Below are 11,589 nucleotides of genomic sequence, written 5' to 3'. Positions count from 1 at the left end.
GCGGCGGGTTCAGGCCTCCGGCCCCGGAGGCCTGCCCGCCGACCAGTGGAAGAGCGCCATGCCGACGCTCGTCGCCAGGTTGTAGCTGGAGACCTGCGGGCGCATCGGCAGGGACACCAAGTGATCGGCGCGGTCCCGCAGTTCGGCCGACAGGCCGCTGCGCTCGGACCCGAAGGCGAGCACGGCGTCGTCCGGGAGCTTCAGCCCCCGGATGTCCTCGCCCTCCGCGTCGAGCGCGAACACCGGGCCCGGCGGCAGCTCCGCGACCTCCATCCGCTCCACGGCGGTCGCGAAGTGCAGGCCGGCCCCGCCGCGCACGACAGTGGGGTGCCAGGGATCGAGCGTGCCGGTCGTGACGACCCCGGTCGCCCCGAACCCCGCGGCGAGCCGGATCACCGCCCCCGCGTTGCCGAGATTGCGCGGATCGTCGAGCACGACGACCGGAGCGGTCCTCGGCAGCCGCCCCAGCACCGCCAGATTGGCCGTACGCGAGGGACGCACCGCGAGCGCGGCGACCGCCGTGGGGTGCAGTCGGGGCACGAGAGCGCGCAGCCGCTCGTCCTCGACCTGCACCAGCAGCCCGTCGAGCGCGTCCCGCACGTCCGGCGCGAGGTCGTCCGCCAGGGCGAGGACGGCGGCCCGGTCACTGGTCAGCGCGAGAGGCACCCGCGCCTCGAAGCGCAGCGCGTGCTTGATCGCGTGGAAGCCGTCGAGCAGCACGGAGCCGTCGGCCAGCCCGCGCCAGGCGCGTACGGCGCCCTCGGGGTCCGACCCGTCCACCCCGTACGTCCCGTCCGTGCCGTTCATGGTGTGAAGCCTACGCGCGCCTGCTCGGTGGGCTCCGTGCCCGGCTCGTCGCCCGACGCGCGCTGCTCCGGCATGGCGCCCCGGTTCTCGGCACGGCCGGCATGGCCGGCACGGGGGAGCGCAACGCGGGAAACCACCGCTCCACGCGCGCGTGCCACCCAACCGCCCAGGCGCCGCAGGAACGACGTCGGAAGGAACACGGCGTCGGCCGCGATCATCGCCAGCGAGAAGAACGGCAGACCCAGGACGACCGCGATCACGGCGTGCTCGAACATCATGGCCGCCAGCAGGACGTTCTTGACCCGGCGGTTGAAGAGCGTGAAGGGGAAGGCCACCTGCACGACGACCGTCCCGTACGTCACCAGCATCACCATGAGGCCGTGCGACGAGAGCAGGTCGGAGAGGGCGGGCCAGGGGGAGAAGTAGTCGAGGTTCAGCGGGTAGTAGACGGCCGTGCCGTCCTGCCATCGGGTGCCCTGGATCTTGTACCAGCCGGCCGTCGCGTAGATCAGACAGGCCTCGACCATGATCACGAGCAGTCCGGCGTTGTGGGCGATGTTGGCCACGACGTCGAGGAGCTTGCGCAGTTCGCTCTCCGGTCCCCGTCGCCCAGCGGCCCACCACAGGCCGTGCGCCAGCCACATCCCCCAGAAGAACAGCAGCCAGCCGCCGCTGAGTTCTCCCATGAACGTGACGACGGAAAGCCCGAGACCGAGCACCCACCACAGGACGGGCCCCACCCTGTTGGCGTCCGCCACGTCCGCCACGCGCGCGCGTGCCGCACGCCGCGCGTCCAGCGACCAGACCTGGCCGCACCGCGTGAAGACCAGATACGTCGCCATCAGATGGATGACGTTGTCGCCGCCGTCCCCGATGAAGATGCTGCGGTTCTGCAGCGACAGCACGCCGATCATGAAGAGCACGGACATCGCGCGCGTGTGCCAGCCGAGCAGCAGCAGGGCGCTGCTCAGCATCGCCAGCGCGTAGACGGCCTCGAACCAGATCTGCCCGTCCGACCACATCAACGCGGTGAAGGCGCCGTTGCTCGAGACGAGCTGCTGCGCCATGTCCCAGTTCCAGGGGCCGTCGGGCCCGTACATCTCATGGCGGTGGGGGAATTCGCGCAGCAGGAAGAACAGCCAGGTGGCCGCGAAGCCGATGCGGATCACCGCGGTCTGATACGGCCCGAGGGCGTATCCGGTGGCCTTGCCGAGCCCTTGTCCCAGCGGACGTGCGAACCGACTCACCGGTCACTCCCCTTCGCGCCCGGAAGCTTCGCGTCCGGCAGCTTCGCGTCCGAGAGCGGCAGGTCCTCCGGCGTCACCGTCCACCAGGGGAGCAGGCGGTACACCGGCTTGGCGGAGACCTTCTCGTCGCTCCACTTCGGCGGCCGCACGTTCGTGGTCTTCGAGCGCAGCTGCACGCGCGCGATCTCGTCGCCCTTGCCGCCCGGCGCCTCCCGTTCCAGGCGCATGTACGCGATGCGGCGGACGTAGCGCTCGGAGAGCTGGCCCCGCAGGCCGACGGGACGATTCTGCGCGTCGTGCGAGCCCACATAGAAGTCCCAGGCCCTGCGCAGCTCGTTCTGCTGCGTGTGGCTGGGCAGCAGACTGCCGTCGATCCCGGCGCCGTCCATCGCGGAGAGGTCGTACCAGTCCGTGGTCCGTACGCCTCCTCCGGCCGTACGGAGCTCCGCTCGGACCTGCACCGCGACGTTCTGCTGGAGCGGGTTGGGCGCGAAGAGCTTCCAGTTCTGCTCGAACTCGGGGTATATCCACTCGTCGACCACGTCGCCGTGCTGCTTGGTCAGGGTGTTCGAGGGCGCGACGTGGAGGAAGAGCATCCCCGTGTGGACGACGGCGACCACGGCGATGACCGCCAGGGCGCATGCCGCGGCGATCTGATGGCCGAGCTTGAGCCCGGCGATGCCCACGCGGACCGCGGGCCCTGGGTCGTCGGGTCCGGCGGGCCCGCCACCGGATCCCTTGTCGTACCCGTCCATTCCGCCCCGTTCCCCGTTCCCGCACCGAACCCTGCCGCCGGAACGGTACTCAGGCCTGCCCGCCCCGCACAGCATCCGTGAAGTTATCCACAGGGTTGACACCTTATGGCGCCGCGCCGCACCATTGAATTCAACGAACCGAACGATCGGTCGGTAGGTTCGCTCAAGGTCGAGGGGGACCGAGATGGCGACAGCAGCCGCACACCAGGCGGCGGGGACGGAGCCGGACGAGGCCGCGTCCATGGCCGCGCACGCGGCGGAGCACCAGGCCGCCTTCGACGCGGCGGTCGCCGCCGACGAGCGCATCGAGCCACGCGACTGGATGCCGGACGCCTATCGCGCGTCCCTGGTCCGCCAGATCGCGCAGCACGCACACTCCGAGATCATCGGCATGCAGCCGGAGGCCAACTGGATCACGCGCGCGCCCTCGCTGCGGCGCAAGGCGATCCTCATGGCGAAGGTGCAGGACGAGGCCGGTCACGGCCTGTATCTCTACAGCGCCGCCGAGACCCTCGGCACCAGCCGTGACGAGCTCCTCGACAAGCTGCACGCGGGCCGCCAGAAGTACTCGTCGATCTTCAACTACCCCACGCTGACCTGGGCCGACGTCGGCGCGATCGGCTGGCTCGTGGACGGCGCCGCCATCACCAACCAGGTCCCGCTGTGCCGCTGTTCGTACGGTCCCTACGCCCGCGCGATGGTCCGCGTCTGCAAGGAGGAGTCCTTCCACCAGCGCCAGGGGTACGAGTCGTTGCTCGCCCTCAGCCGCGGCACCCAGGCCCAGCACGACATGGCGCAGGACGCCGTGAACCGCTGGTGGTGGCCCTCGCTGATGATGTTCGGCCCGCCCGACGACGAGTCCTCGCACTCCGAGCAGTCGATGACGTGGAAGATCAAGCGCCACTCGAACGACGAGTTGCGCCAGCGCTTCGTGGACATCTGCGTCCCCCAGGCCGAATCACTCGGACTGACGCTCCCCGACCCGGACTTGGTGTGGAACGAGCAGCGGGGTCACTACGACTTCGGCCCCATCGACTGGACCGAGTTCTGGGACGTCCTCAAGGGCAACGGCCCCTGCAACGACCAGCGCATCACCCAGCGCAGGCGCGCCCATGAGGAGGGCGCGTGGGTCCGAGAGGCCGCCGCCGCGTACGCGACGAAGCACGGCGAGAAGCACGGAGGGGCAACAGCATGAGCAGCACGACCGAATGGCCGCTGTGGGAGGTGTTCGTCCGCTCCCGCCGCGGGCTCTCCCACACCCACGCGGGCAGCCTGCACGCCCCCGACGCGGAGATGGCCCTGCGCAACGCCCGCGATCTGTACACCCGCAGAAGCGAGGGCGTCTCCATCTGGGTGGTGCCGTCCACCGAGATCACCGCCTCGTCCCCGGACGAGAAGGACTCCTTCTTCGAACCGGCCGGCGACAAGCCCTACCGCCACCCGACGTTCTACGACATCCCGGAGGGGGTGAAGCACCTGTGACCGCCTCCACCGACGCCGCCGCGACCGTCACGGAAGCCTCGGCCCTCCCCGCCCTGGCCCTCGGCGACGACGCGCTGGTGCTCTCCCACCGCCTGGGGGAGTGGGCCGGACACGCCCCCGTCCTCGAAGAGGAGGTCGCCCTGGCGAACATCGCCCTCGACCTCCTCGGTCAGGCCCGCATCCTGCTCTCCATGGCCGGTGACGAGGACGAGTTGGCGTATCTCCGCGAGGAGCGCGCCTTCCGCAACCTCCAGCTGGTCGAGCAGCCGAACGGCGACTTCGCGCACACCATCGCCCGTCAGCTCTACTTCTCCACGTACCAAACCCTGCTGTACGGCCAGTTGGCGGCGGGCGACGGCCCCTTCGCCCACCTGGCGGCGAAGGCCGTCAAGGAGGTCGCCTACCACCAGGACCACGCCGAGCAGTGGACCCTGCGCCTCGGCGACGGCACGGCCGAGAGCCACGAGCGCATGCAGCGCGGCCTCGACGCCCTGTGGCGGTACACCGGCGAGATGTTCCAGCCGGTGGCCGCCCTGGAGGCCGACTGGCCGTCGCTGCGGGAGAGTTGGACGGCCTCGGTCACGGCGGTCGTCGAGCGTGCCACGCTGACCGTGCCCGAGGGACCGCAGACCGGTGCGTGGACGGCGGGCGCCGGACGCCAGGGCCTGCACACCGAACCGTTCGGGCGGATGCTCGCCGAGATGCAGCATCTGCACCGCAGCCACCCGGGGGCGTCATGGTGACGACCGCGCCCACCGCGCTGGAGGCCGAGCTCCTGGCCCTCGCGGGCTCGGTGCCCGACCCGGAGCTGCCGGTGCTGACCCTGGCCGAGCTCGGCGTGGTCCGCGGTGTCCGGGTGCTCGGCCCCGGCAAGGTCGACGTCGACCTGACCCCCACGTACACCGGCTGCCCCGCGATAGAGGCCATGACCGCCGACATCGAGCGGGTACTGCACGACCGCGGAATGGCCGAGGTCGCGGTGCACACGGTCCTCTCCCCCGCCTGGTCGACGGACGACATCAGCGCCGAAGGCCGCCGCAAGCTGGCCGAGTTCGGCATCGCGCCCCCGCGCTCCCACCCGGCCGACGGCCCCGTCCCCCTGAGCCTGTCGATCCGCTGCCCGCACTGCGGCTCGACCGACACCGAACTGCTCAGCCGCTTCTCGTCCACGGCCTGCAAGGCGCTGCGTCGCTGCGCCTCCTGCCGTGAACCCTTCGACCACTTCAAGGAGTTGTGATGGCCCGCTTCCACCCGCTCCGGGTAGCGGCGGTCGACCGGCTCACCGACGACTCCGTGACGCTGACGTTCGACGTACCGCCCGCGCTGCGCGAGGAGTTCCGCTTCGTCCCCGGCCAGCACCTCGCCCTGCGCCGCTTCGCCGACGGCACCGAGATCCGACGTACGTACTCGATCTGCTCCCCGGCACCGCACCCGGACGCCCAGGGAGAACCCCGGAGCCTGCGCGTCGGCGTACGCCTCGTCGAGGACGGCGCCTTCTCGACGTACGCCTTCAAGGAAGTCGCCGTCGGCGACGAGCTGGAGGTGATGACGCCCGCAGGGCGCTTCACCCTGGACCCGGCGCCCGGACGCTATGCGGCGATCGTCGGCGGCAGCGGCATCACCCCGGTGCTCTCCATCGTCACGACACTCCTGGAGCGCGAACCGCAGGCGGACTTCTGCCTGATACGCAGCGACCGCACCGCCGCGTCGACGATGTTCCTGGAGGAGGTCGCCGACCTCAAGGACCGCTGGCCCGACCGGTTCCAGCTGGTCACGGCGCTCTCCCGCGAGGAGCAGCAGGCGGGCCTCGACTCCGGACGGCTCGACGACGAGCGGCTCGCCCGACTCCTGCCCGCACTGCTGCCCGTGGACGAGATCGAGGGCTGGTTCCTGTGCGGTCCGTTCGGCCTGGTGCAGGGTGCCGAGCGGACGCTGCGCGGGCTCGGTGTGGAGCGCCGCCGCATCCACGAGGAGATCTTCCACGTCGACGGCGGTGTCCCCGCGGCGGCCACGTCACCCACGTCACCCGCGCCCGAGCACAGCACGGTGACGGTGACGCTCGACGGCCGTTCGGGCACCTGGCCCGTCCGCGACGGCGAGACCCTCCTGGAGACGGTGCTGCGCAACCGCGCCGACGCACCCTATGCCTGCAAGGGCGGTGTGTGCGGCACCTGTCGGGCCTTCCGGGTCTCGGGCGAGGTGCGGATGGACCGGAACTTCGCGCTGGAACCGGAGGAGACGGAGGCCGGCTATGTGCTGGCGTGCCAGTCCCATCCGGCCACGGACACCGTGGAGTTGGACTTCGACCGCTGAGCCCGCCCTTCCCCTTCTTGTCCTGTCGCCTTCCCCTGCCTGTCCTGTCGCCTGTTCCCGCCCATCCTGCCGACGGTCCCTCCTGTCGTCCCCTCTGCCTGTTCCCTTCCCGTAGAACCTGTTCTATCTTGACGGACCGTCAGATCTGAAGCGGGAGGACAGGCAGTGGACTTCACCTTCACCGAGGAACAGCAGGCCGTGGTCGAGGCGGCGAAGGCCCTCTTCGTCGACGTCGCGCCGGACGGGGTGCCGAGCCCCGCCCTCACCCCCGGCGCCGTCGCCGAGGACTTCGATCGCGCCCTGTGGTCCCGGCTCGCCGAATCCGACCTGCTCGGCGTGCTCATCGACCCCGAGCACGGCGGCGTGGGCCTGGACGCCATCGCCCTGTGCCTGGTCCTGCGCGAGTCCGCGAAGGTGCTCGCGCGGGTCCCGCTCCTGGAGAGCAGCGCCGCCGCATCGGCCGTACAGGCCCACGGCGGCGACGAGTTGAGGCGACGGATCCTCCCGGCGGCCGCCCGCGGCGAACTCGTCCTCACCGTCGCGGCGAACGGCCGCACCGGCCACGACCCCGCCGAGCTCGCCGTCACGGCCCAGCGCGACGGCGGCAGCTGGGTCCTGGACGGGCTCCAGACAGGGGTGCCCTGGGCGCTCGACGCCGACCTCGTCGTCGTCCCCGCCCACACCCCCGAGGGCCGCGCCGTCCTCGCGCTCGTCCCCCGCGGCCACGAGGGAGTCACCGTCGCCGAGCAGATCTCCACCACCGGTGAGCGGCTCGGCCAACTCCGCCTGACGGCCGTGCACATCGCGGCGACCGACGTCATCGACGCCGACGGGGCCTGGGACCGGCTGCGGGACCTGCTCGCCACCGGGACCTGCGCGCTCGCCCTCGGCCTCGGTGAGGGCGTGCTCGGCATGACGAGCGAATACACCGGCAAGCGGGAGCAGTTCGGCCACCCCGTGGCCACGTTCCAGGCCGTGGCCATGCAGGCCGCCGACCGCTACATCGACCTGCGCGCGATGGAGGTCACCCTCTGGCAGGCCGCCTGGCGCGTCAGCACCGGAGCGGACGGCGCCCTGCCCACGACGGGAGACGTGGCCGTGGCCAAGATCTGGGCCTCCGAGGGCGTACGAAGGGTCGCGCAAACGGCCCAGCACCTGCACGGCGGCTTCGGCGCCGACACCGACTACCCCTTGCACCGCTATCACGCCTGGGCCAAGCAGCTGGAGCTCTCCCTGGGCCCCGCCGCGGCGCACGAGGAAGCACTGGGCGACCTCCTGGCCGCCCACGCGCTCGGCTGACTCGGACCAGCCGCTCGGCCGACTCAGACCACGGTGCCCGGCTGGCCCTTGTCGTCGACGACGGGCCGCCCGGCCGCCGCCCAGGCCTCCATGCCACCGGCGACGTTCACCGCGTCGATGCCCTGCTGCCCGAGGTACATGGTGACCTGGGCGGAGCGCCCGCCGGACCGGCAGATCACATTGACCCTGCCGTCCTGCGGCGCGGCCTCGGTCAACTCGCCGTACCGCGCGACGAATTCGCTCATCGGAAGGTGCAAGGCGCCCGCCGCGTGGCCCGCCTGCCATTCGTCGTCCTCACGGACGTCCAGCAGAAAGTCGTCACCCGCGAGCTCGTCCACGCCGACCGTGGGCACCTGAGAACCAAAAACCATGCCCCCGACGCTACCGGACGGGCACCGCCGTACGGTCTGCGCGGTCAGCCGCACAGACCGGCCACGCGGTCAGCCGCACAGACCGGCCACGCGGTCAGCCGCACAGACCGGCCACGCGGTCAGCCGCACAGACCGGCCACGCGGTCAGCCGCACAGACGGGCTACGCGGTCAGCCGCTCCAGCTCCGCCTCGCGCTCGGCGACCTGTGCGAGCAGCTGCTCGGCGATCTCGTCGAGCAGCGTGTCCGGATCGTCCGGCGCCAGCCGCAGCATCCCGCCGATCGCGCTCTCCTCCAGCTCCTTGGCGAGGACCGAGAGCAGCTCCTTGCGCTGGGCGAGCCATTCGAGCCTGGCGTACAGCTCCTCGCTGCGCGTGAGCCGCAGCGCCTCGGGCACGGGCCCCGCGGCCCACTCCTCGGACAGCTCCCGCAGCAGCGCCTCGTCGCCGCGCGCGTACGCGGCGTTGACGCGCGTGATGAACTCCTCGCGCCGCTGCCGCTCGCTCTCCTCCTGCGCCAGATCCGGATGCGCCTTGCGGACCAGCTCGCGGTAGAGCTTGCGGGCCTCCTCGCCGGGGCGCACCCGCTGCGGCGGCCGCACCGACTGATCGGTCAGCATCGCGGCGGCCTCGGGGTAGAGCCCTTCGCCGTCCATCCAGCCGTGGAACAGCTCGTCGACGCCCGGCATCGGCATGACCCGCGCCCGCGCCTCGTCCGCCTTGCGCCGGTCCTCGGGGTCGCCCGTGCGGGCCGCGGTGGCCTCGGCGATCCGGGCGTCCAGCTCGTCGAGCCGTGCGTACATCGGGCCGAGCTTCTGGTGGTGCAGGCGGGAGAAGTTCTCCACCTCGACCCGGAAGGTCTCCAGCGCGATCTCGTACTCGATCAGCGCCTGCTCGGCGGCGCGCACGGCCCGCTCGAGCCGCTCCTCCGGCCGCTCAGGGCTCTGAGGGGTCTCGGGCTGCGTCGGCTCGGCTTCCGGGGTCGTCACCCACCCAGCCTAGGCCACCACTCGAAGCACCTCGCAGGAGCGGCCGCTCACACCCCGGCCTCCGCCGCCACCCGCCCCTCCTTGACCGCACGCACCAGCAGCGCGTGATCCGCCTCCGTACGGTTCGCGTACGCCGTGGCGAACCGTGCCACCGCCTCGTCGAGCTCGTCGTTCTTGCCGCAGTACCCGGCTATGAGGCGCGGGTCGGCGCTGTGCGCGTGGGCGCGGGCCAGCAGGGCGCCGGTCATGCGGCCGTAGTCGTCGATCTGGTCGGCGGCCAGCGCCGCCGGGTCCACGCTGCCCTTGCGGTTCCTGAACTGACGTACCTGGAAAGGGAGTCCGTCGACCGTCGTCCACCCGAGCAGGAAGTCGCTGACGACCTGCATCCGCTTCTGGCCGAGCACCACCCGGTGCCCCTCGTGCGCCGCCGTCGGCGCCTTGAAGCCGGCCGCCGGCAGATGCGGAAGGAGCACGGAGGGCCGCGTCTCCTTGACCTGGAGCACGAGCGGCTCGCCCCGGTGGTCGAGCAGCAGCACCACGTACGACCGAAGGCCCACGCTGCCCGTGCCGACCACGCGGAACGCCACGTCCTGGATCGCATACCGCCCGAGGAGCGGCAGCCGGTCCTCGGTCAGCGTGCCCAGGTACTCCCCGAGCCCGGCGGCCACCGACGCCGCCTCCGCGTCCGGCACGCGCCGCAGCACGGGCGGGGCGTCGACGAAGCGCCACCCCACGGAACCGTCAGGGCCCTCGAAGCGCTCCGTGGACTTCGCCGCGAACCGGGCGCTCGTGTTGTGCCGCGCCTTCTCGGAGACGCGCTCCAGGGTGCCGAGGAGGTCACGCGCGTCCGTGTACGAGACCAACTCCTCGTCCGCGATGGCGTTCCAGGCGTCCAGGGCGGGAAGCTTCGCGAGCAGCCGCATCGTGCGGCGATAGGCCCCGACGGCGTCCAGCGCCGCCTCCTCGCAGACGTCCTCGCTCGCCCCCGCCTCGCGCCCCGCGAGCACCAGGGACGTGGCGAGGCGTTTGAGGTCCCACTCCCAGGGGCCGTGCACCGTCTCGTCGAAGTCGTTCAGGTCGATGACGAGGCCGCCCCGCGCGTCCGCGTAGAGACCGAAGTTCGCCGCGTGGGCGTCCCCGCAGATCTGTGCGCCGATGCCGGTCACCGGGGTGCGCGCGAGGTCGTACCCCATCAGTCCCGCGGAGCCCCGCAGGAACGCGAAGGGGGAGGCGGCCATCCTGCCGACCCGTATCGGCGCGAGCTCGGCGAGCCGGCTGCGGTTGGTCTCCTTGACGACGGCCACGGGATCGGGGCGGTCACCGTCCACCAGGAACCGCGCGTGCTCGACCCGCGCCACCCGCTTCCGCAGCGCCTTGCCCGCCCCCTTGGGCGACCCCTGCGCGGGCCATACGGCAAAGCCCGCCACCTTCGGCAGCCGCACGACCGGCCCCCGCTGCCCGGGTACCGCCTTGCCACGCTCCGCCTTGCCGAGCTCCGCCATGCCATCGCCCCCCGACCGTTCGACCGAACCAGCCTCGAAGGTACCTCCGCCCGCCGACACCCGTCAGAGCCTGTGGATAACTTCGAAGGCATACGTCAAAGAAGCGGCCCCCTTCCGGACTCTCGTCCGGAGGAGGGCCGCTCGGTGATCTCTCAGCCGGCGCCGACCATGCGTTGTGTCAGGCGGAGTTGTGCCCGAGAGAGGGCTGTCACCAGGCGGGGGCCGACGAAGAGGGCCACGACGCCGCCCGCGAAGTGAAGGGCCACGGCACCCTCGGGCGTCGGACCGCCCCAGGCCGGGTTCGGGTAGGGGGCCCAGCCCCAGATCGGGTAGGTGAGGTTACGGGCGCAGACGATCACTACGCCCGCGGCGAGCGCGAAGGCAAGACCGCTCAGCAGCAGATCGACGAAGAAGTAGCCCAGCGTGCGGCCGAGTCGTCCCCGCCCCTGGCCGGGCGCCATGCGGATCCCGAAGAACCACCGGGCGCGTGCCCGGCCGAACGCGCCGACGCAGGCCACCGCGAGCGCGGTCGCCACGAGTGCGCCCGCGATCCCGAGTTGGGGCACGCCCTCCTCCTGGCTGATCCGCAACGCGTTGACCACCGCGAAGAACCAGGCCAGCCCCAGCGGCGCCAGCAGCGCGTGCAGCATGTGCCGCCAGGTGACGGCGCGGAAGGGCACACGCACCAGGTCGGCGACGAAGCCGCGGGGGCTGCCGCCCGGCGCGGAACGCACGGTCGTACGGGACATGAAGGTTCTCTCCTCGGGGGGTGGGGAGTGGGAGGTGGGGGGTGGGGGGTGATTCGGGGTAGCCCGGGGTGGCTCAGG

At 71.8% G+C, this 11,589-nt stretch carries 13 protein-coding genes; 6 read left to right on the top strand and 7 right to left on the bottom strand.

Going from position 1 to position 11,589, the window contains the following annotated elements; genetic code table 11:
- Positions 1–9: 9 nt before the first annotated feature.
- Genes AB0B50_RS12585 through AB0B50_RS12575 form a run of 3 tightly spaced genes read right to left on the bottom strand, consistent with a single transcriptional unit; the run spans position 10 to position 2,809 of the window.
- Positions 10–807 carry a TrmH family RNA methyltransferase gene (locus tag AB0B50_RS12585; RefSeq protein ID WP_362329257.1) on the bottom strand — a complete coding sequence of 266 codons (798 nt, stop codon included), beginning with the start codon at positions 805–807 and terminating at the stop codon, positions 10–12.
- The gene (locus tag AB0B50_RS12580) at positions 804–2,054 is read right to left on the bottom strand and encodes an HTTM domain-containing protein (RefSeq protein WP_362329254.1); all 1,251 of its coding nucleotides are present in this window, start codon (positions 2,052–2,054) and stop codon (positions 804–806) included. Before AB0B50_RS12580 ends, AB0B50_RS12585 begins: the two co-directional genes overlap by 4 nt.
- The gene (locus AB0B50_RS12575) at positions 2,051–2,809 is read right to left on the bottom strand and encodes a DUF5819 family protein (RefSeq protein WP_362329251.1); all 759 of its coding nucleotides are present in this window, start codon (positions 2,807–2,809) and stop codon (positions 2,051–2,053) included. Before AB0B50_RS12575 ends, AB0B50_RS12580 begins: the two co-directional genes overlap by 4 nt.
- A 184-nt stretch (positions 2,810–2,993) precedes the next feature.
- On the opposite strand from AB0B50_RS12575, the gene paaA reads away from it, so the two are divergent.
- From paaA to AB0B50_RS12545, 6 genes are all read left to right on the top strand, one after another.
- Positions 2,994–4,004 (top strand): 1,2-phenylacetyl-CoA epoxidase subunit PaaA, encoded by a 1,011-nt coding sequence (gene paaA / locus AB0B50_RS12570; RefSeq protein WP_362329248.1) that lies wholly within the window; start codon positions 2,994–2,996, stop codon positions 4,002–4,004.
- Positions 4,001–4,291, top strand: coding sequence for a 1,2-phenylacetyl-CoA epoxidase subunit PaaB (paaB, locus tag AB0B50_RS12565; RefSeq protein ID WP_362329246.1), 291 nt, complete (start codon positions 4,001–4,003; stop codon positions 4,289–4,291). The genes paaA and paaB overlap by 4 nt, the downstream gene beginning before the upstream one ends.
- A complete protein-coding gene (gene paaC, locus AB0B50_RS12560) occupies positions 4,288–5,034 on the top strand; it encodes a 1,2-phenylacetyl-CoA epoxidase subunit PaaC (RefSeq protein ID WP_362329244.1) in 747 nt (248 codons plus the stop codon). Before paaB ends, paaC begins: the two co-directional genes overlap by 4 nt.
- Positions 5,028–5,528 carry a 1,2-phenylacetyl-CoA epoxidase subunit PaaD gene (gene paaD, locus AB0B50_RS12555; protein WP_362329242.1) on the top strand — a complete coding sequence of 167 codons (501 nt, stop codon included), beginning with the start codon at positions 5,028–5,030 and terminating at the stop codon, positions 5,526–5,528. The genes paaC and paaD overlap by 7 nt, the downstream gene beginning before the upstream one ends.
- Complete coding sequence (locus AB0B50_RS12550) at positions 5,528–6,604, top strand: 2Fe-2S iron-sulfur cluster-binding protein (protein ID WP_362329240.1); 1,077 nt, start codon at positions 5,528–5,530, stop codon at positions 6,602–6,604. The genes paaD and AB0B50_RS12550 overlap by 1 nt, the downstream gene beginning before the upstream one ends.
- Positions 6,605–6,769: 165 nt before the next feature.
- Positions 6,770–7,903, top strand: coding sequence for an acyl-CoA dehydrogenase family protein (locus AB0B50_RS12545; RefSeq protein ID WP_362329238.1), 1,134 nt, complete (start codon positions 6,770–6,772; stop codon positions 7,901–7,903).
- A 23-nt stretch (positions 7,904–7,926) separates the two neighbouring features.
- Here AB0B50_RS12545 and AB0B50_RS12540 read toward each other — a convergent pair whose 3' ends face one another.
- The 4 genes from AB0B50_RS12540 to AB0B50_RS12525 form a co-directional block, all read right to left on the bottom strand.
- Entirely contained in the window at positions 7,927–8,274 is a 348-nt protein-coding gene (locus AB0B50_RS12540; RefSeq protein WP_362329236.1) for a rhodanese-like domain-containing protein, read from the bottom strand.
- A gap of 161 nt (positions 8,275–8,435) precedes the next feature.
- Positions 8,436–9,260 carry a hypothetical protein gene (locus tag AB0B50_RS12535; RefSeq protein WP_362329234.1) on the bottom strand — a complete coding sequence of 275 codons (825 nt, stop codon included), beginning with the start codon at positions 9,258–9,260 and terminating at the stop codon, positions 8,436–8,438.
- Positions 9,261–9,307: 47 nt separating this feature from the next.
- Complete coding sequence (locus AB0B50_RS12530) at positions 9,308–10,762, bottom strand: DUF2252 domain-containing protein (RefSeq protein ID WP_362329232.1); 1,455 nt, start codon at positions 10,760–10,762, stop codon at positions 9,308–9,310.
- Between the two features lie 152 nt (positions 10,763–10,914).
- On the bottom strand, positions 10,915–11,511 hold the full coding sequence (locus tag AB0B50_RS12525) for a hypothetical protein (protein WP_362329230.1): 597 nt from the start codon (positions 11,509–11,511) through the stop codon (positions 10,915–10,917).
- Positions 11,512–11,589: the final 78 nt, after the last annotated feature.

It is taken from the genome of Streptomyces sp. NPDC041068 (genome assembly GCF_040647455.1).
In the GTDB taxonomy this organism is placed as follows: domain Bacteria; phylum Actinomycetota; class Actinomycetes; order Streptomycetales; family Streptomycetaceae; genus Streptomyces.
This window is presented reverse-complemented; position numbering and strand designations above follow the sequence as displayed.